Origin of the sequence: Colwellia sp. RSH04 (genome assembly GCF_003545765.1) — a bacterium.
Taxonomy (GTDB): domain Bacteria; phylum Pseudomonadota; class Gammaproteobacteria; order Enterobacterales; family Alteromonadaceae; genus Colwellia.
This window is the reverse complement of the sequence record NZ_QXIO01000005.1, coordinates 279,667-299,874: the sequence shown is the minus strand read 5'-3', so window position 1 is coordinate 299,874 and position 20,208 is coordinate 279,667. Positions and strand designations below refer to the sequence as shown.

16 protein-coding genes and 1 pseudogene are annotated in these 20,208 nt (G+C 37.2%); 5 read left to right on the top strand and 12 right to left on the bottom strand.

Annotated elements, in window-relative coordinates; genetic code table 11:
• Positions 1 to 56 precede the first annotated feature (56 nt).
• A complete protein-coding gene (locus D1094_RS10905; RefSeq protein ID WP_259337910.1) occupies positions 57 to 644 on the top strand; it encodes an SCP2 domain-containing protein in 588 nt (195 codons plus the stop codon).
• A 112-nt stretch (positions 645 to 756) separates the two neighbouring features.
• On the opposite strand, the gene kdsB is transcribed toward D1094_RS10905, so the two are convergent.
• The 6 genes and pseudogenes from kdsB to D1094_RS10875 form a co-directional block, all read right to left on the bottom strand.
• Positions 757 to 1,575, bottom strand: a complete 819-nt coding sequence (gene kdsB / locus D1094_RS10900) for a 3-deoxy-manno-octulosonate cytidylyltransferase (RefSeq protein WP_118960129.1) — start codon at positions 1,573 to 1,575, stop codon at positions 757 to 759.
• Positions 1,576 to 1,623: 48 nt separating this feature from the next.
• Positions 1,624 to 1,800 carry a Trm112 family protein gene (locus D1094_RS10895; protein WP_118960128.1) on the bottom strand — a complete coding sequence of 59 codons (177 nt, stop codon included), beginning with the start codon at positions 1,798 to 1,800 and terminating at the stop codon, positions 1,624 to 1,626.
• A 109-nt stretch (positions 1,801 to 1,909) separates the two neighbouring features.
• Entirely contained in the window at positions 1,910 to 2,956 is a 1,047-nt protein-coding gene (gene lpxK, locus D1094_RS10890) for a tetraacyldisaccharide 4'-kinase (RefSeq protein ID WP_118960127.1), read from the bottom strand.
• A gap of 53 nt (positions 2,957 to 3,009) precedes the next feature.
• On the bottom strand, positions 3,010 to 4,731 hold the full coding sequence (gene msbA, locus D1094_RS10885; protein WP_118960181.1) for a lipid A export permease/ATP-binding protein MsbA: 1,722 nt from the start codon (positions 4,729 to 4,731) through the stop codon (positions 3,010 to 3,012).
• A gap of 201 nt (positions 4,732 to 4,932) precedes the next feature.
• Positions 4,933 to 5,211 (bottom strand): annotated as a pseudogene (locus D1094_RS18900) (hypothetical protein).
• A gap of 114 nt (positions 5,212 to 5,325) precedes the next feature.
• The gene (locus D1094_RS10875; protein ID WP_182440161.1) at positions 5,326 to 7,950 is read right to left on the bottom strand and encodes a DNA internalization-related competence protein ComEC/Rec2; all 2,625 of its coding nucleotides are present in this window, start codon (positions 7,948 to 7,950) and stop codon (positions 5,326 to 5,328) included.
• A gap of 90 nt (positions 7,951 to 8,040) precedes the next feature.
• Between D1094_RS10875 and D1094_RS10870 the strand changes: the two genes are divergently transcribed.
• On the top strand, positions 8,041 to 8,565 hold the full coding sequence (locus D1094_RS10870) for a DUF2062 domain-containing protein (protein ID WP_118960125.1): 525 nt from the start codon (positions 8,041 to 8,043) through the stop codon (positions 8,563 to 8,565).
• Positions 8,566 to 8,748: 183 nt separating this feature from the next.
• Here the strand turns inward: D1094_RS10870 and ruvB are convergent, their stop codons facing one another.
• The 5 genes from ruvB to D1094_RS10845 all read right to left on the bottom strand — a co-directional run bounded on the left by ruvB (position 8,749) and on the right by D1094_RS10845 (position 16,067).
• Positions 8,749 to 9,756 carry a Holliday junction branch migration DNA helicase RuvB gene (gene ruvB, locus D1094_RS10865; RefSeq protein ID WP_118960124.1) on the bottom strand — a complete coding sequence of 336 codons (1,008 nt, stop codon included), beginning with the start codon at positions 9,754 to 9,756 and terminating at the stop codon, positions 8,749 to 8,751.
• Between the two features lie 87 nt (positions 9,757 to 9,843).
• A complete protein-coding gene (gene ruvA / locus D1094_RS10860) occupies positions 9,844 to 10,479 on the bottom strand; it encodes a Holliday junction branch migration protein RuvA (RefSeq protein WP_118960123.1) in 636 nt (211 codons plus the stop codon).
• Between the two features lie 122 nt (positions 10,480 to 10,601).
• Positions 10,602 to 11,141, bottom strand: coding sequence for a crossover junction endodeoxyribonuclease RuvC (gene ruvC / locus D1094_RS10855; RefSeq protein WP_118960180.1), 540 nt, complete (start codon positions 11,139 to 11,141; stop codon positions 10,602 to 10,604).
• Positions 11,142 to 11,251: 110 nt separating this feature from the next.
• Entirely contained in the window at positions 11,252 to 13,039 is a 1,788-nt protein-coding gene (gene aspS, locus D1094_RS10850; RefSeq protein ID WP_118960122.1) for an aspartate--tRNA ligase, read from the bottom strand.
• Positions 13,040 to 13,190: 151 nt separating this feature from the next.
• Positions 13,191 to 16,067, bottom strand: coding sequence for a transporter substrate-binding domain-containing protein (locus tag D1094_RS10845; protein ID WP_182440160.1), 2,877 nt, complete (start codon positions 16,065 to 16,067; stop codon positions 13,191 to 13,193).
• A 90-nt stretch (positions 16,068 to 16,157) separates the two neighbouring features.
• On the opposite strand from D1094_RS10845, the gene cmoA reads away from it, so the two are divergent.
• From cmoA to D1094_RS10830, 3 genes are all read left to right on the top strand, one after another.
• Positions 16,158 to 16,892 (top strand): carboxy-S-adenosyl-L-methionine synthase CmoA, encoded by a 735-nt coding sequence (gene cmoA, locus D1094_RS10840; RefSeq protein WP_118960120.1) that lies wholly within the window; start codon positions 16,158 to 16,160, stop codon positions 16,890 to 16,892.
• Between the two features lie 31 nt (positions 16,893 to 16,923).
• Complete coding sequence (gene cmoB / locus D1094_RS10835; protein ID WP_118960119.1) at positions 16,924 to 17,901, top strand: tRNA 5-methoxyuridine(34)/uridine 5-oxyacetic acid(34) synthase CmoB; 978 nt, start codon at positions 16,924 to 16,926, stop codon at positions 17,899 to 17,901.
• A 68-nt stretch (positions 17,902 to 17,969) separates the two neighbouring features.
• The gene (locus D1094_RS10830) at positions 17,970 to 19,313 is read left to right on the top strand and encodes an anti-phage deoxyguanosine triphosphatase (RefSeq protein WP_118960118.1); all 1,344 of its coding nucleotides are present in this window, start codon (positions 17,970 to 17,972) and stop codon (positions 19,311 to 19,313) included.
• 39 nt (positions 19,314 to 19,352) lie between these two features.
• Here the strand turns inward: D1094_RS10830 and D1094_RS10825 are convergent, their stop codons facing one another.
• On the bottom strand, positions 19,353 to 20,174 hold the full coding sequence (locus tag D1094_RS10825; RefSeq protein ID WP_118960117.1) for an ABC transporter substrate-binding protein: 822 nt from the start codon (positions 20,172 to 20,174) through the stop codon (positions 19,353 to 19,355).
• Positions 20,175 to 20,208 lie beyond the last annotated feature (34 nt).

The window sequence follows — 20,208 nt, the reverse complement described above, 5'->3', positions numbered from 1 at the left end:
AATACCGTAGATTGCTACAATGCAACCATTCAGTATTTTGATAGCAAGAGGCAACCGTGATAAAAACTACAACCTTGACTCAAATGAGTCGTTTTTTGCCAAAAAAATCAACTATCTCTTCTTTAGAAAAACGTATACCGCTTGCAGTGCGCACATCTTTGATTGATTTTTTACCAAAGGTTTTAAGGCCTAGCTTAAAATTAATCCCTTATAGCGGCCAAAAGGCAGCGTTGCTTCCTGCACTGCACTCTATTTTTCGCGAGGCGATAGAAGATGGTGATTTTGAATTTTTACAAGGTAAATGGTTAAAAATATCCATTACAGATCTACAATTGGATTGGTGGATAAGCTTTGATGAAGACCAATTAATTATGGCTGCTCCTAATGAGCATATTCAAGAAGATGTAAGTTTTAGCGCAACGGGTGATGATTTGGTTTTGATTGCCGGTCGTAAACAAGACCCTGACACTTTGTTTTTTCAGCGCCGTTTAAAAATTGAAGGAGATACTGAGTTAGGCTTAGAAGTTAAAAACTTGATTGATGCTATCGATATTGAGCAGCTTCCCAGCACAGTTCACGACCTTGTTGAAATGAGCGCAAGCTTTATTCAAAACACACGAGACGAAAAAGCATTACAGCATTAAACGGTTAACTCGTGGCATAATTAAAGCCTTTTTGAAACAAACCTTAGAAAAGCAAAAAGGCTTATCAATCGATAAGCCTTTACATTAATATAAACAATTCCGATAATTCCGATTACAAAGTTGCTGCATAAGCTTTTGCTTTTTCGAGGTCTTCTGGCGTATCTACCCCTTCAACAGGAACATTGCTGCACGCGACATCAACATGAATTTTTTCACCTTGATATAACACTCTTAATTGCTCTAATGCTTCAATTTGTTCAAGTTCGCTGGTAGGCCAGTGAATATAATCTTTAATGAAACCTGCTCGATAAGCGTATATACCAACATGCCTTAAATAAAAATCTCCGATAGATTTTATATTGGTATCAGTATGTGCTTGAGAAGTTAAAAAGCGCTCGCGATCATAAGGAATAGTTGCGCGTGAAAAGTAAAGTGCGTAACCATTTTTATCTGTAATGACTTTAACAGCATTAGGGTTGAATGCTTCTTCAACTGAATTAATTTTTATCGCTAACGTCGACATTCTCGCTTTGTGGTTTTCTTGCTGGTTTGCTAAATTTTCAGCCACTTGTCTAATATTCTCTGGAGGAATAAAAGGCTCATCCCCTTGCACATTGACTATGATCTCATCTGCTGCAAATTGATAAATATCCATCACCTCAGCCAGTCGTTCAGTACCTGACTGATGGTCAGCTCGTGTTTTACAGACTTCACCACCAAAATCATTAACGACTCGCGCCACCTCATCATTATCAGTAGCAACAATAACTTTGCTTGCACCACTTAATTTCGCTTTTTCCACAACCCATTGAATCATAGGCTTGCCATGTATATCTGCTAACACCTTACCGGGAAGACGTGACGATTGATAGCGCGCAGGAATAACTACAACAAATGATACGTTTTGTTGAGTTATGCTCTGTTGTGTCATAAAAATACCTTTTTTATAATGATTAAAATTACTAAAGCTAAGTGTGATTTAAGATGATGTTAATTTACGTGCTTCGGCTTCCAACAAAACAGGAATGTCTTGTTCTATGGCGTATGCTAAGCGATCAAAATTACAAATAAGTTCTTGTTGCTCTTTATCATAATCTAGTTTTCCTTTACATACAGGGCAAGCAAGGATTTCCATTAATTGGGTATCAAAAGCCATTATTATTCTCTTCTATATTTTAGTTAATTTACGAAATTAATATACGTTGTATTTTACGTTATTTGTTTACGTTATTTTTTACGTTAGTGCAGAAAAATAGTTAACTTTACTACCTATCACTATTCATTTCTTTTCTACAGCTACTCAATAAAACTTCTATTTGCTGTTGATGCTTTGACGAGAAAACGGCATCAACGGGCAAGTACCACCAATTTTCTTTAGCAAACTCTCGACATTTTACCGCATCTTTCTCTGTCATTATCAACGGAATAGTATCAGGATATTGAGAAAAGTCATCTAGCATGAAACTATGATGGTCAAAAAAGCCTTGCTGAGCATTAAGCGTGAAACCAAGTTTTTGTAAACTTGCAAAAAAACGCTCGGGTGCCCCGATACCTGCAATGGCATTACAAGCCATGGTATGTAATTGCATAAAATCATTAACAGTTATTTGCTGGCCAGAAACTAAATTACATAGCTTTGTTGCCCCAAGCTCCATTGACAAACTTGGTAACGTTGAAGCAGCCACTACTTTCTTTGGCTTACCCTCACCATTAAATATCAATAGATCAGCAGAATTTAAACGTGTTGTTGTTTCTCTTAATGGGCCTGCGGGTAATAATAAACCATTGCCAAATAGGCGCTTATTATCAATAACAATAATCTCTTTATCTCGTTGTAAGCGATAATGCTGCAAACCATCATCACTGATAATGATATTACAACCCTGTTTAATCAGTGTCTTGGCAGAAGCCACCCGATCACTTCCAACACAAACAGGAACATTACAGCGTTTGAAAATAAGCATAGGTTCATCACCTGCTTCAATTGCTGTTGATTGTTCGTTTAACAGGTATGGGTAACTAGGTGCATTACCACCATAACCGCGAGAAATAACACCTGGTCTAAAGCCTAATTGTTGTGCAAGTTTAACTAAATAAACGACAACAGGCGTTTTACCGTTACCACCAACCCCAATGTTACCAACAATAATAACAGGGCAATCAAGCTTAACGGATTGCTTGAAGCCTAACTTAAAAAGCACTCGCCGTAATTGGCTCAATAAGAAAAAAAGCAAACTTAACGGTAACAGTAATGGAACTAACCAATATTTTGCTTTGTGTTGGTAAAACCACACTTTTTCAATTAAACGCATTGGCTAACTTCTATGTGTAGTGAAGCGCTATTGATACATGCCATCAGTAATACTTACCCTTCAAACTGAAAGCTATGTAACTGCGCATAGGCACCACCTTTCTCGAGTAAGGTTTTATGATCACCTTGCTCAATAACTTTGCCCTGCTCCATGACGATAATTTTATCGGCATTTTCAATAGTAGATAAACGATGTGCAATCACAATTGAAGTTCTATTTTGTTGCAACGCATGAAGCGCATCTTGAATATGACGCTCAGACTCAGTATCTAATGCACTGGTTGCTTCATCTAGAATAAGAAACGGCGTATCGCACAATAATGCCCTAGCAATGGCTACACGCTGTCTTTGCCCACCTGATAATAACGCTCCGTTTTCACCAATATTTGTTTCTAAGCCTTGTTCCATTTGCTGTGCAAATTCCATTACATGAGCACTTTTTGCCGCAGCTATAATCTCCTCTTGCGTAGCCTCAGGTTTGCCGTAAGCAATGTTGTTGGCCAAAGTATCATTAAACAATACAACTTGCTGAGAAACATAAGAAAACTGCTTTCTTAAATCGGTTAAATGATAGTTTTCAATATTGACATCATCTATACATATTTCACCTGAAGTTACGTCATAAAACCTTAATAACAGTGAACTTGTCGTTGATTTACCACTACCAGAGCGGCCAACTAATGCTAAGGTTTCACCTGGGTTTAATGCAAATGAGACATCATTAAGTGCTAATTTACTGGTATCTTCTTCACCCGTTTGAGTATCACTACCGTACGAAAAATTAACGTGATTAAAAGCGATATGCCCTTTAGCTCTGTCAAGAGGTTTACTGCCGGTATCGAGCTCTTTTTCTTGATCAAGTACCGCAAAAATACTCACGCAAGCTGCCATACCACGTTGAAACTCACTATTTACATTAGTTAATAATTTAAGAGGGCGTAATAGCATTGTCATGTAGGTAATAATACTAACGAATATTCCTGGTGAAATGGCATCTTTTAACGTGTCAGAAGTTACTGCATAAAATACAAACGCTAAAGCAAACGAGGCAATAACTTGAATCAACGGTACGCTTGATGCTTTTGTCGCAATCATTTTCATGCGCTGTTGACGATTATGCTTATTAATGTCGGCAAAACGACTATATTCTCGTTCTTGACCACCAAAAGTTAACACCACTTTATGGCCATTAAATGTTTGCTCTGCAGCCGTGGTTACTTCCCCCATTGCTCCTTGGATTTTTTTACTTACTTGACGAAAACGTTTTGAGACAATAGTTACGATCACCGCAATAATAGGCGTGATTAACAAGAAAATAACCGATAGTTGCCAACTTAAATAAAACATCCACCCTAGTAAACCAACAACAAAGGCACTTTGCTGAATAATGGTTAACACCGATTTACTAACAGAATTCAGTACCTGTTCAGTATCATAAGTAATTTTCGAAATTAACGCGCCAGTAGATTCTTTATCATGAAAGGCAACAGGCAATGTCATAATATGTTCAAAGAGTTGCTGCCTTAAATCTGCAACGACATGATTACCGACCCAAGCTAGGCAGTAGTTAGCGACAAAATGAAAAGTACCACGGACAATAAAAGCAACAACAACAAATACTGGAGCCCATTTCATAAAATCTGGGTTTGTACCAGTTAAGCCTTCATCAATTAGCGGTTGCAGTTTTGATAAAAAATAAACATCAATGGCAGCATAGCCCAGCATACCAATAATAGCGGCGATAAAGCCCAATTTATACGGTTTAGCATATTTCATTAAGCGAATAAAGTTTTGCCAAGTTGTCGCGGAATCTAAAGGTACTGGCGTTTGGTTATTGCTATGTTGAGCATTTGAAGATTCTGTCATTGAATCATTCAACGACACATTGTCTGAAGAGGTATTAGCCATTTAATTTGAGTTCTCAATTGCGCTAAAAATATTATCACGTAGCAGTCACTGCATTTTAACGCGATTTTCTCATGACAACCAACTAATTATCGCTTGATGACAAGGTCGGTTGCTTATACAGAGAAAATACAAAGATAAACACGCCCTAGGGGCTGTTGATCTTTCGGGGTTGTTTTTGCAGCTTTTTGTTGGGTATTTGTACAAGGCAGAGCCTTTGTCATGTGGTCATTCCACATAAAAAGGCGATAACGCCGTAAAAATGACCAACAAACGCTGTCCGAAGGATTCGGCTAAAAGCATTTTACGCTTTGTTGAGTAGTATTTACTTAGAATGACTAAGCTACACACTAATCGCCGCGAATAAAACGCTTTTAGCTCGAACAAAATTTAATCGCGAAAGATCAACAGACCCTAATACATGGGCAAATATATGTTATGAAAACCTTAATAAATCATAACCACTTAATTTAAAAACCAAAAAGGTCGTAAGCTATCACGATAACTTTCAAGGTGGAGCTGCTCACCCTTAAAGTTAACAACAATTGCCCCAACATCTGCCGTATTAACAACCGTCGTTTTAAAAAGATGGTATTTTTTTAACACTTCAGGCACTGGCATCGACCAGCGGTTTAAATAACCAGCACTTATTAAGGCGAACTCAGGTGCTAACTGTTTAATAAACTTTTTACTTGAGGAGGTTTTAGAACCATGATGTGGTACCACGAGTACATCTGCATCTAGCCTTGGATACAGCCTTAAAAGTTCGTGCTCTATTTTCGTTGATATATCCGCTGTTAACAGTAACTTATGATAACCATCAGAAATCAGCAGTACACAAGAGTCATTGTTTTTTTGCTTTTTAGCCGCTTTTTGTTCAGATAACCATTCCTTACTTGGCCACAGCGAAGTAACGGTTAAACCTTGCCAGATAAAATGGTTACCTTGCACACAAGGTTGCCGCTGTATATCTGTAGTTGTCAGAGAAACATTGGTTAAAAGGTTATTTATTTTTATTTGGCTGCTTAACTGACTAAAACTACCAGCATGATAGTTATCACTATGACTTAACACCACCCAGTCTAACGCACTAATCCCTTTGTTTTTTAATACAGGTAATGTCACTGAATCAGCCATATTAAAACCAGACGGGTAACTAGCCCCTGTATCATAAAGCAAAGCGTTCTTTTCTTTAATAAGCAATAATGACAAACCTTGACCTACATCTTGTACAACCAACTGCCACGCTTGTCTTGTAGCAAAGTTATCATTAATCTTTTGTTTACTTGCGCTTAACGATAATTGCCCGCCTAACAAAATGAATGCCGCGAAGAAGGTAAGTGATAATGCTCTTAATCGAGAAAAAGAGCTTAATTGAGAAAGGATATTAAAATGCTGAAAAAGATAGTAGTTAAGAAATTTTCCAACGTTTGGAAATATCAATAAAATGACCGACACGAGATATAGTAATAATAACCAATACAGCTGTGAGCTAGATATGACAAGCACAGACCAAGAATAACTCACTAATCCTTCAATAATTGACCATAACATCGCGGTAGTAGAGAGCTGTATACTCATTAAGCTTTGAGCCAACCATTCACTAAAGGGTAATGCGATGATAGAAAATAGCGCTAAAGGAATAGAAATAACACTCATCCACGGAATCGCAATTAAATTTGCCGCAATAGCAACCAATGATACTTGTTGGAAAAACAATGCCGTAATGGGTAAAAGCAACAACGTTAAGCTCAGTTGCACAACGACTAAACCTTTTAAGAAGCGTATGAGGTAGTTTCCACTAATAAGGTAATATTTAAACCGCCAAGTAATAATAAAAAGACAAGTCACCGCATATAACGACAGCCAAAAACTCATGGTTAGCACACTTAATGGTTCAAGTAATATAATGATAAAGATAGTCAGTAAAATGATACGCTTTGCCGTCACTTTCAAACCAAGTAACCTGAACAACCAATACATTGACAACATAACTAACGCTCTCATTGTCGGAATAGAGAACCCCGCTAAAAAGCAGTAAAATAAGGCACACAATAAACTAAAAATAATGGCAACATAGCGAGCATTAATCGTTTGAATATTCACGGGTAATACAACAACGGATCGAAAGAAAAGTAAAAAAATAAAATAACTCGCTGAAGCCACCAAACCGATATGTAACCCAGATATTGCTATTAAATGTCCTATGCCACTTTGTTGTAAGGTTTGCCATTGTTCAGTAGTAAGAGTGCTGCGCTCTCCAAAGGTTAACGCTAATAATAAAGGAGCAAACTGAAACGTTGTTTCATCATTTAACGCATTTAGCATACCTTGATAATGATTGAACAATTGCTGCCTTAATGAGGGCTTGTGAACTAAAACCTCATTAGCATATTGCGAGTGTTCTTTTTTCGACTGCTGAATGAATTGCGTTGTATGGTGTGTATTTAAGAGACGCTTTTGTTGAGTTTGCTCTGATGCACTATCGGCCTTAGGTTTGTGAACTTTATTACTAACATAACCGGTAAAAGCAATATCTTTACTTATTAGCCATCGTTTATAACTAAAAGCCCCCACATTTCTAAGGCCATGTGCTGGCTTCAATTTAACGTTAAGTTTTAACACCTGCCCTTGGTGAACATTAAATAAAGGTTTATTCCAGTTTAGCCTAGCTAAAATGGGGGTATTTAGCACCTGATCATTAATATCAGTTATTTCAAAATTAAATTTAACTTTAGTGTTTTTAACTGAGGTTGTCGCTGCAATATTATCTAATGCGGGTAAATGACGATACTGGTTTGCTTGTAAGCTGACCACATTACCTTTTACAACGATTGCCTGTCTATTTTTAATAGCATCAGCAACTTGTCTAGAGAGATCACTTAACTCAATTTGATAAAAATACCCACCAGCGAAGGCTAATATCCAACAAGCTCCAAAAAATAATCCAGAGGTAAAACGTGAAATTTTGAAGTAATAAAGTACTATCGCGATCAATAGAAGTAAAAATAGCTGAAAAAGCGCTGGCACTATCGGTAAAAATAGTGACAATATAGCACCTAGGAAAAAAGTGAATAGCCACCAATCCATAGTGAAGATAATCCTTTTATCTATTCTCATGTAAGAATAGCTTAATTAACAGGATTTACTTGATAAACGAAAAGAGATAATCAGCTTTCCATGCCAAAAAAAGCAATTAAGCGCTTTATGCCAGACCATCAAAGCGTGAAAGAAAATAAGTACTTAAAGATATTTGGTAACTTGCTACATAATGCAAACCTTTGGCATTTAAATCGCCACTCTGTTGCTAAAGCGTTTGCTGTAGGGTTATTCTTTGCTTTTATACCGGTACCCTTTCAAATGGTACTAGCAGCAGGTGCTGCAATTTTATTCCATGCAAACTTACCGTTATCAATAGCGCTTGTTTGGTTAACAAACCCATTAACAATGCCCGTTATTTTTTATGCTTGTTACTTAGTTGGTATTTGGGTACTTGCCGAGCCTCCACAACAGTTTGTTTTTGAAGCAAATTGGCAATGGGTTATTGATAGCTTATCCACCATTGGTCCAGCATTTTTACTCGGTTGTGGTATTTTAGCGGTAATTTTTTCTATATTAGGTTATGTAGGTATTCAAACCTTGTGGCGTTACAGTGTAGCCAAAGCATGGAAAAATCGTGGCCATAAAGATTTAAAATTGAAATAACCAACACTTAGTAAAATTAAGAGCCTTTTGCATAAAGAAGTAAACACTTCGAACAACATGGGCGGCATTAGAACAAATAAATTTTGTGCGAGTATAGATATTCTACATCAAACAAGTTTTATCAAGTTCTCCTGATGTCAATGGGTTCCCAAAGTGTGAGTTTTAATGTTAATTTTTTGCTCTTTATTCAGTCGGACGAGCAATAGAAAAATGCTGATATGCTCTATCCGTGGCTATTCTGCCTCGTGGTGTTCGTTGTAAAAAACCTTGTTGAATCAAAAAGGGTTCTAACACATCTTCTATCGTTTCACGTTCTTCACCAATTGCCGCGGCTAAATTATCTAAGCCAACGGGGCCACCCATAAATTTGTCGATTATCGCATGAAGAAGTTTTCTATCCATAATATCAAAACCTTCATTATCTACTTCAAGCATATCAAGCGCAGCAGCTGCAGTCTCTTTAGTAACTATGCCGTTTGCTTTAACATCTGCGTAATCTCGCACACGGCGCAATAATCGATTCGCTATTCGTGGTGTTCCCCGTGAACGTCGTGCAACTTCAAACGCACCTTCTTCATTCATATCGAGGTTTAAAAAGTGTGCTGAACGCGAAACGATACTGGTTAAGTCTTTAACATTATAAAACTCTAAGCGCTGAACAATACCAAATCTATCACGTAGAGGAGACGTTAACGCGCCCGCTCTTGTGGTAGCGCCTATCAAAGTAAAAGGCGGTAAATCAAGCTTTATAGAGCGTGCTGCTGGGCCTTCACCTATCATAATATCAAGCTGATAATCTTCCATTGCTGGATATAAAACTTCTTCAACAACAGGGCTTAAGCGATGGATTTCATCAATAAAAAGAATATCATTCTCTTCAAGGTTCGTTAAAAGAGCAGCAAGATCGCCTGCTTTTTCAAGTACAGGGCCAGAGGTAGTACGTATATTAACGCCCATCTCATTCGCTACTATGTTTGCTAAGGTCGTTTTACCTAAGCCTGGAGGACCAAAAATAAGTAAATGATCAAGTGGCTCACCACGCTTTTTAGCGGCTGGAATAAAAATTTCCATTTGCGCTTTAACATGAGATTGCCCTGTATAATCCTGTAGCATTTTAGGGCGAATAGCACGATCTACCCCTTCATCTTCAATGGTAGCTATAGGTTCAATTAAGCGATCAGCTTCTATCATATTTACTTTTTCCTACGTTCTTATCTTTAAAAGATTTCTCGTGAACTTAGCGGTTATAAATACTCCCCTAAGCAATGCCCAAATCACTTATAACATTGACTTAAGCGCATCACGAATAATATCTTCACTCGACATGCCGTCATTGTAGACTTGCTTAACAGCTTTATCTGCTTGCGCTTGCTTATAACCAAGAGAAATCAATGCATTAATAGCATCGCCTTTCTCATCATTAACGAAATTATCAACAAAGGTATATTCAGCCGTTAGCTGATCAGGCATCGTATCTGTTGCAGGCGTATGTATCGGCATTTGTGCTTGCCAATCTTTTAACTTATCGCGCATTTCAATTAAAAGTCGCTCTGCTGTTTTTTTACCAACGCCAGGAATTTTAACAATAGCAGTTACATCATCATGATTAACACAACTAACAAATTGATTTGCCGACATACCTGATAAAATGGCTAACGCTAATTTCGGCCCTACCCCATTCACTTTAATCAGTAACCTAAAGAGTTTTCGCTCTACTTTATTGGCAAAGCCATACAAAAGCTGTGCATCTTCACGCACAACAAAGTGAGTATAAATGGTTGCTTGTTCATTGAGCTCGGGTAATGCATAAATACTAGTCATTGGCATACTTACTTCATAACCAACACCTGCACATTCAATAAGAATTTCAGGAGATAACTTTTCAATTAATGTGCCACGTAAACGACCAATCACAGCTTGATACCTTAGGTTGAATAATAAAAGTTAATACTTTATTTATTAGAATTGATATTAGGGTTGATATTTTGATTAGATACTAACACTATATATTTATACAGTAAAGGTACTGTATAGCTTTATCTTAAACGACCCCGTACTGTCTTACTTGCCTGCCCAGCCAACTTAGTTAAGCTGTCATGGCTATTGGCATGACAGAGTGCTACTGCGAGCGCATCGGCGGCATCGGCTTGTGGTGTGCCTGGTAATTTCAAAATATTTTTCACCATATGTTGTACTTGAGACTTATCTGCGCCCCCAGTACCAACCACAGCTTGTTTTATTTGCCTTGCTGAATATTCAGCAACAGATAACCCGTTATTAGTGGCTGCAACAATTGCCGCGCCACGAGCTTGCCCAAGTTTTAAAGCACCTCCGGGATTAACCCCCATAAAGACTTGTTCAATAGCAAAGAGCTCAGGTTTAAATTGAATAATTAACTCTGAGATACCCGAAAATATTATCTGCAAGCGTTGACTGAAGTCATCATCTGATTCCTTATTGCCTGATACTGCTTTAATACAGCCACTCCCTAAATAAGTTACCTTACGGCCATCTTTTTGAATAACACCATAACCAGTAATGCGAGAGCCAGGATCTATGCCTAAAATAATACTCATATCATCTTTTATTACATTTAAAAAAAGTGAGAAAAAAAGCGTATTGATGCTTAACATACAATACGCTTTTTATGATTAGCTAGTAAAGTGTATAGCTACATTTCTTAGCATTATTCGCTATCAGAAGAGTCTTCTGCTTTTTCTTCAACAATCGTCTGTACGCCAAGTTCAGCAAGCTGTGCTGGGTTTGCTTGACCTGGAGCGTTGGTTAATGGACACGCTGCCGTTGTTGTTTTAGGGAAAGCCATCACATCACGAATAGACGTTGCACCCGTCATTAACATTACTAGTCTGTCTAAACCAAATGCTAAACCTGCATGTGGTGGAGCACCATATTGTAACGCTTCAAGTAAGAAGCCAAACTTCTCTTGAGCTTCTTCATCACTAATACCTAATATTCTAAACACCGTTGCTTGCATTGTTTGGTCGAAAATACGTACCGAACCACCACCTAACTCACAACCATTTAATACCATGTCGTATGCATCAGATAATGCACCAGCTGGGTTCGCTTCAAGCTCTTCTGCTGTTAAATTAGTGGGTGCAGTAAATGGATGATGAATAGCGTGCATGTGACCATCTACTTCTTCAAACATTGGGAAGTCTACAACCCATAAAGGCTTCCATTCACCTTCAAGTAAATCTAGATCTTCACCTAATTTAAGGCGTAATGCGCCAAGTGATTCACTAACGACATTGTACTGATCAGCACCGAAGAAAATAATATCCCCCGTTTTAGCATTAGTACGTTCAAGTAATGCTTTTGCAGCGTCTTCAGATAAGAACTTCAAGATTGGCGATTGTAAGCCTTCCATACCTGCGTCAATGTCATTAACTTTTAACCAAGGCATGCCTTTGGCACCGTAAATACCAACATACTTAGTGAGTTCGTCAAGTCCTTTACGTGAGAATTTTGATGCACCTTGTGGTACACAAATAACCGCAACTCGACCTTTCTCATCATTAGCAGGGCCTGAGAAAACTTTAAATTCAACATCTTTTAAAATGTCGGCAACATCAATTATTTCTAATGGATTACGTAAATCAGGCTTATCGCTACCAAAGCGAGACATTGCTTCAGAATATGGCATACGTGGGAAGTCACCTAAATCCACATCAAGCATGGTTTGGAATAATTCACGGATCATTTTTTCCGTAACTTCCATTACTTGCTCACTACTCATAAACGACGTTTCAATATCTATTTGAGTAAATTCTGGCTGTCTATCGGCACGTAAATCTTCATCACGGAAACATTTTACGATTTGGTAGTAGCGCTCCATACCTGACATCATTAACAATTGCTTGAATAACTGTGGTGATTGAGGCAGTGCAAAAAATTGACCTTTATGAGTACGGCTTGGTACTAAGTAATCACGTGCACCTTCAGGTGTTGCTGCAGTAAGAATTGGCGTTTCAATGTCTAAAAAGCCTTGAGATTCTAACGATGAACGTACAGCAGAAGTCACTTTTGCTCTGAAACGCATACGCTCAGTCATCTCAGGACGACGTAAGTCTAAATAACGATATTTTAAACGTTGCTCTTCAGAGTTAGTTTGATTCGAATCTAGAGGAAGTGGCGCTGACTTATTTAAAATAGTTAACTCAAGACCTAGTACTTCAATGGCACCTGTTTTCATGTCTTTATTCACTTGCCCTTCAGGACGAGCACGTACTTTACCTTTTAACTGAACACAAAATTCATTACGTAATGTATTTGCAACAGCTAGCACTTCAGGAAGATCAGGATCATAAACCACTTGTACAAGACCTTCACGATCTCGTAAATCAAGAAATATTACCGCGCCAAGATCGCGACGACGGTTAACCCAACCACAAAGAGTAACTTCTTGACCAATGTGAGACTCATTCACCTCACCACAATAAATACTACGCATTAATTTTTGCCTTGATTAGTTTGACGAATTTATGTGCTAAGACAATAAACTTCGAAAGGATTCAAATTTTTGCGCATATTATAAAGCAAAGAAACTTATTGTCACCCTCTGACAAACCTTGGTAAGAGCTTTATTTTTCACTCGTAGCTGCTTAGGTCAAATTGTCTTCGTTTTGATTACTATGAAAGGCATAATGATTTTTTCCTGATGCTTTAACTTTATACATCAGGGTATCTGCAATTTTTAACAAATCTGATTCGTTATCACCGTCTTCTGGAAACATTGCAACCCCAATACTACAACCTATATTCACTTTCGCTTTTGATAAGTCAAACGGTTTTTGAATTAACTCAAGTACTTTTTCCGCTACATAGGCCGCTTCATTGGCACCGTGTAATCCCGTTAGTAAAAGTATAAATTCGTCACCACCAAAGCGAACAACGGTATCAGACTTTCTAACACAACCGAGTAAACGATAAGCAACAATTTTTAATAATTCATCACCGACATCGTGACCATGAGTATCATTAATATTTTTAAAGCCATCGAGATCTATAAATAGTACTGCAATTTTTAATGATTGCCTTTGGTGAAACGCTATTGATTTAGTTAACCTGTCTTTTAACAGCACTCTATTTGCTAACCCCGTTAATTCATCATGGGTTGCCATATGTTTCATAATTTTTTCAAGTTGTTCTCTATGGTTTATTTCCCGTTGTAAGCGTCTATTCCACATAACAATAACAAAAAGCACCAATAGAATAAGCACACCTATTTGAGCACCGACCTGTAAAACAACTTTTTTATCAAGACCGGTATTAATCGCTAAACTGAACCATTTATCATAAATCTCTTGCTGTTCCTGCGTCGAGATACTGAGTATCCCTTTATCGAATATGCTCTTCAATAAAGGTTTTTCTGGGTTAATACCAAAGCTGTTCTCATCAACACTGACACTTCCCATAACTGAAATCATTAATGCGACTAAACTTTCTCTTTTTAAAAGGTCTGTTGCGGAGGCTATTGTGGCAATGAAACCATCCACTTTTTCTTGTTGAAGTGCCAGTAATCCTTCATTTCTACTTTCTACGATCACAAAAGTAATTAAAGGGTATTTTTCACGCAGTTTATCAACTAAATAATAACCTTTTATGATGGCTAACTGCTTCCCATAAAAGTCACTAAATGCAGTTTTTTTGCCTATATGTTGCGAATGAATTATTACCCAAGGCATTTGCCAATAAGTATCACTAAATAGTATTTGTTTCTCACGAGCATCAGTCTTAGTAATACTACCCAGTACATCGACCTCTTTATTCAAAAGGCCTTGATATAATAAATGCCAACTTGAATAAGGTTTATACTTGAATGTTAACCCGGTTCTTTGTGAAATAAGATTAATGATATCGCGATTTATTCCTTCGAATTCACCTTGCTGATTAATAAATTCAATAGGTGAAAAATCATTCATAATGCCAAGTGTAATAGAGTTGTTTTTCTTTATGAATTCTTTTTCTTCAGCAGTTAAAGAGACTTTTTGAGCACGTTTTTTATAATATTTCTCACCTGTTTTTATCCAGCGCTTTTCAATTTTAACTAGCTGATTAATATCAAGACCAGAAAAACCTTCATTGATCATACTTATTAGTTTTTCATTTGCCTCACCTAATAAAGGAGAAAGCTTTACAGGAAACACAGGAGAATCCATGGGATAAAAATCTGACTGTAAATTTGCTTGAATCAACCTTGCGTTCATTAAGTCGACTAAACTAATCATCGCACTAATTTCATGAGTCTCTGCTGCGCGCAGCATTTCTTCAGCCGACTTAAATAAGGTTATATTTAACTCAGGAAAGGCCTTAAATACCTCTTGCTTATATGTCGATCTGGCCACTAAACCCACTTTATTATTTGGGAGCTTATTTAAGTCATGTATATTATTAATATTTGCGTATGATGTATTTATATAAATTTGTGCTTTAGATTCATAAATTGGCTCAGCAAATCTACCTGCAACCTCTGTTTGTTCACTTTCTGGAAAAGCCATTATCACATCGATATCTTGAGATTGAGTTAGTTTTGTTTCGTCATTGATATCTCTAATAATAAATTCAATGTTATTTCCTGTTTGTTCTGACCAATAACGCCAAATATCGATAAGAAGACCTTGTGGTTTTCCCGTTGGCGTTAATGCCATATAAGGAGGAAAATCTGGAGCTACTGCAATTTGCAGCGCATCTTTTTGCTTCTCTATCCCTAACCACTTTCGTTCAATGGCTTTTCTTTCTTCAAGAGAAATTTTAGTTAAGCCTTGCTCGATAAACGATAATAGCTGTTGATTATCTTTCGCCACAGCAATGGCGTAATCTCCTTGTTGATATTGTAATCGTTTATAGGCAGGAAATAGTTGATTGAGCGTTTTATAGTGCTGGTAATCTTTGGCAAGCCTCTCAAGACCAGTAAAAACCAATACCTCACCATTTATCGCTGCATCATAAAGTTCATGACGACTTTGATATAACTTTTGCTCAAGTTGTGGGAAGTTTTTGTTTAAAAAACTAATATGGGCAGAGCCTTTGACAACACCTATAGCATAAGGCGTTAATTTACTCATGTTATTCACTTGAGTTAAGCTTTGGTGAATATATAAATGGGTATATAAAGAAAAAATAGGCTCAGAAAAGCTAAAAAGCTCTTTTCTCGCTTCTATTACAGACAGCCCTGCATGAATATCAATTGAACCATCTGCTACTTGGGCTAACGTATCATTCCAAGCTAAAGCAACAAACTCAACGTCAACTTGTTGTTTTTCAGCCCATAATCGCCATAAATCTATCATTAAACCAACGGGTTCGTTATTAGCGTTAACAGAGTGATAAGGAAATGAAGTCGCATTAATAGCAATAGTTATCGGCTTTTCTTGGGCCAGAACCCCCCCCGCATTAAAGCCCAAAATGACACACAGCAAAAAAATCTTACGTATATGAAAGGAAAGGTTAGCAAATAAAGTCCATACACTATTGTTCAAAAAAATACCCTTAACATCGGTGTTATTTATGTTGCTATCAGTTAAAATAGCCATCATTAACATTGATAACCCTGTAAAGAAAACTGATTCATGCAAAAGTCTGACACTGATCTCATTTATTCAAACCCACATAAGCAAGTCAAAGACTTTGCGTTTGATGCTCAGGTAGTTGAAGTATTTCCTGATATGATCAGTCGCTCTGTGCCTGGTTATAATACTATTATCGACACAATAGGTCGACTTAGCCAACAATTTGTCAAAGATAATAGCCACATATATGATTTAGGTTGCTCTTTAGGGGCTGCAACCCTTGCTATGCGTAAAGGTATTACCTCTTCAAACTGCAAAATTATTGGTGTTGATAACTCAGCTGATATGGTTAAGCGATGCAAACTTCATATTGAAGCGTTTAAAGGTGAAACGCCCGTAGAAATAATTGAAGGCAATATCCAAGATATTGAAATATCAAATGCTAGTATGGTTGTATTAAATTTTACGCTGCAGTTTATTGAACGTTCACAACGAGAAGCCTTATTAACTAAAATAGCTAACGGGTTAAACACTGGCGGATTATTAGTCTTGTCAGAAAAAGTCTCTCACGGAGATACAAAAAGCGATGAATTGCTAATCGACTTACACCATAAGTTCAAGCGAGATAACGGTTATAGCGAACTTGAAGTGGCTCAAAAACGTTCCGCATTAGAAAAAGTTATGTTAACAGATACCAGCGAACAGCATATTAACCGACTCAAGCGTGCAGGTTTTAACCATATATCTCCTTGGTTTCAATGCTATAATTTTGTCTCTTTTGTCGCAATAAAATAACACTTTCTACCATTTATACTGAAATATTCTTATGTCTAGTCTTTTTAACTCTTTTTACCAACAAATTGCCAGCAACCGATTAAGTCAATGGTTAAATACGCTACCCGCCCAATTAAGCCATTGGCAACAAAATGAATTACATGGTGAGTTCAAGCATTGGCAAAAATCCCTTGATGCATTACCCAGTGTATCAACACAAGAAACGGTTAACATAGATTTAGAAAATGGCGTTATCATTGGTCAATCAGGAGACTTTAACCAAGGCGAATATAAGCGGTTAGAGAATTTGTTGAAAAAATTTAAGCCGTGGCGAAAAGGTCCTTATCATATTCATGGCTTACATGTAGATACTGAGTGGCGCTCAGACTTTAAATGGGACCGATTAGCCGAACACATAAGTGACCTATCAGGAAGATATGTTTTAGATATAGGTTGTGGTAGCGGTTATCATTTATGGCGTATGCGTGGTGCAGGTGCTGAATTTGTTGTCGGCGTTGACCCGACACAATTATTTTTAATGCAATTTAATGCGGTTCAACATTTTATAAATGACAATCACGTTAACCTTCTCCCGTTAGGTGTAGAACAATTACCTGAACTCAAAGCATTTGATACGGTTTTTTCCATGGGTGTTTTATATCATAGGCGCTCACCAATTGATTTTTTATATCAATTAAAAGCCCAGCTAATTAAAGGCGGCGAATTAGTTTTAGAAACACTGATTGTTGATGGCGATGAAAACACCGTACTTGTTCCTGGTGAACGCTACGCAAAAATGAGAAACGTGTGGTTTTTACCTAGCGAGAAAGCAATGTGTGCTTGGTTAGAGCGTTGTGGGTTTTCTAATGTACGCGTAGTTAATACTGATGTTACGGCATTAGATGAACAAAGAAAAACCCCTTGGATTGATACAGAATCATTACAAGATTTTCTCGACCCAAATGATCAAAGTAAAACCATAGAAGGCTACCCTGCCCCTAAACGCGCTATTTTTATCGCAAATGCATAACAATACGCTTTTAATCAATAGGTTGTTAGGTTATAAATAATACTAACAACCTTTGAATGAGAGTAAATATGACTGATGTATGGCTAGAAAGAAGATTAAAGAAAATTTCTAAACGTCAATTAGATCATAGAGACCCATTTCAGCGCGACAGAGCACGCGTATTACACTCTGCTTCATTCAGGCGTTTACAGTCTAAAACTCAAGTGATGGGCAGCAGTCAAGGTGATTTCTTTCGCACACGTTTAACTCATTCACTTGAAGCGGCGCAAATTGGCTCAGGTATAACCGCTCAACTTCGCTGTAAATACCCTGAACTCTGCCAAGCACTTTTTCCTGCTAGTGATAGTTTAATAGAAACCATTTGTTTGGCACATGATATTGGTCATCCCCCCTTCGGCCATGGCGGAGAAGTGGCACTAAATTATATGATGAGAGACCATGGCGGTTTTGAAGGAAACGGACAAACCTTGCGTATTGTGGCAAGGTTAGAGACCTTTAGTGAACACTTTGGTATGAATTTAAGTCGTCGCACCTTACTGGGCTTAATGAAATATCCGCAATTAATTGACACCTTGCATCATTCTCAACCCATCAATATTGTCGCAAATTTCAGACAATTGAAGGCAAATGACTGGCACCCACCCAAAGGGTTATATAAAGATGATGAAGATATCATCGAATGGGTGTTAGCACCGCTTAATGAGCAAGACAAAACCTTATTCCAACACATTAAACAACAACAAGAAGACCAGCACCATAAAACAAAATTTAAATCCCTTGATTGCTCTATTATGGAACTGGCCGACGATATTGCTTACGGTATTCATGATTTAGAAGATGCTATTGTCACTAAAACCGTCAGTAAAAGTGATTTTGAACAACACGTCATTCAGAACTTATTAGCTATAGATGATCCCTGGGTGAATAAATTTTCACTCGAATTAACCGATAAATTATTTAGTGACGAACACCATAAACAAAAAGATGCTATTGGCGGCCTTGTAAATTATCTTATAACGGCAATTAGAATTTCGGATTTAAATGAACAGGCTGATATCGAATTTAGTGAACCACTATTAAGGTACAACGCTACCCTGCCCAACCCCATGGCAGAAGTATTAAAAGTTTTTAAGGATTTTGTTTACCATTACGTCATTAAACAAACGAGCATTCAACGATTAGAATACCGAGGTCAACAAATTGTTATGGAGTTATTTGAAGCATTATCATCAGATCCATTACGGTTATTACCCAAAAATAGTGCTAAGCGTTGGCAAGCTGCGGTTGATAACAAGCAAAATTCACATCGAATTATTGCAGATTACATCGCAGGGATGACAGACGATTATGCAACACGGCTATATCAATCATTATTTAACGCCAATGCCGAGACAAATTTTCAATTGGGTTAGTCTTAAATATGCTATGTGACTCTATTGAACAATGACAAGCTAAAACCCGTTATCAACCTTAACAGTATAGCGATTAATTATTTGATGAAACTCATCTGAAGCTAAGAACGTTTCAAGAGCGATATCCATACTTTTTATAAAGTCTTCTTTATAGTAAAAATCAGTATTTTTACTATTGCTGTAACCAATATGCGCTGTTTGAGACATAATGAGCAACGCTTCATAAATATCATCAAAGTGTACTGAGCTTTTTACTGAAGCTCTTGATAACTCCCAAAGCGTGGAGGCTCTATCATTTACGTAGCAATCAATTCTTTTGGAATATAATTTCAAAATATTTGAATGAGTACTCTTGTTTTCAGATATTACAATATTACCAGCCTTTTTAGCTTGAATGAAATCACGAGACAAAATGATATAGCCTGCATTAACTCCGATGGTTATTGGTTTAAAATCAGCTTGTTTAAATGCCTGTATATACTGTTCTAATTGAATACCCTTATCGCAAAACGCAACCACATGCTCGGTTAATAACGCTTTTGAGTAGGGCCAAATATAAGGTCTTTCTTTGGGGCGCTTATAAGGCGGAATAATTGCAAAAGACTGCCCTGATTTTATTTTTTTAAGCCCTCTCTTCCATGGAATAGCGCTGACAGTAACCTTATATCTTTTAGGTATTAACTTTACTGCACCTTTTAAAATATCAACATAGATTCCCGTCAAACGACCATTTTCAACATATGAATAAGGTGGGTAACTGTCATCAGCTAGAATATTAACATTAATAATGCTTTCAGCATGAAGAAGTGATGAATAAAAACATATTGTAAAAAAAAGCCAAATGTTCTTAGTTGTTACCATAAAATTAACAATTATCTTGAAGGCATTAAGCTTA

Bases quoted from the DNA above. Each gene is read 5' to 3' on its own strand.
- kdsB (WP_118960129.1), bottom strand. From the start codon at position 1,575: ATGACACAACAGAGCATAACTCAACAAAACGTATCATTTGTTGTAGTT.
- D1094_RS10895 (WP_118960128.1), bottom strand. From the start codon at position 1,800: ATGGCTTTTGATACCCAATTAATGGAAATCCTTGCTTGCCCTGTATGT.
- lpxK (WP_118960127.1), bottom strand. From the start codon at position 2,956: ATGCGTTTAATTGAAAAAGTGTGGTTTTACCAACACAAAGCAAAATAT.
- msbA (WP_118960181.1), bottom strand. From the start codon at position 4,731: ATGAAATATGCTAAACCGTATAAATTGGGCTTTATCGCCGCTATTATT.
- D1094_RS10875 (WP_182440161.1), bottom strand. From the start codon at position 7,950: ATGGATTGGTGGCTATTCACTTTTTTCCTAGGTGCTATATTGTCACTA.
- D1094_RS10870 (WP_118960125.1), top strand. From the start codon at position 8,041: ATGCCAAAAAAAGCAATTAAGCGCTTTATGCCAGACCATCAAAGCGTG.
- ruvB (WP_118960124.1), bottom strand. From the start codon at position 9,756: ATGATAGAAGCTGATCGCTTAATTGAACCTATAGCTACCATTGAAGAT.
- ruvC (WP_118960180.1), bottom strand. From the start codon at position 11,141: ATGAGTATTATTTTAGGCATAGATCCTGGCTCTCGCATTACTGGTTAT.
- aspS (WP_118960122.1), bottom strand. From the start codon at position 13,039: ATGCGTAGTATTTATTGTGGTGAGGTGAATGAGTCTCACATTGGTCAA.
- cmoA (WP_118960120.1), top strand. From the start codon at position 16,158: ATGCAAAAGTCTGACACTGATCTCATTTATTCAAACCCACATAAGCAA.
- cmoB (WP_118960119.1), top strand. From the start codon at position 16,924: ATGTCTAGTCTTTTTAACTCTTTTTACCAACAAATTGCCAGCAACCGA.
- D1094_RS10830 (WP_118960118.1), top strand. From the start codon at position 17,970: ATGACTGATGTATGGCTAGAAAGAAGATTAAAGAAAATTTCTAAACGT.
- D1094_RS10825 (WP_118960117.1), bottom strand. From the start codon at position 20,174: ATGGTAACAACTAAGAACATTTGGCTTTTTTTTACAATATGTTTTTAT.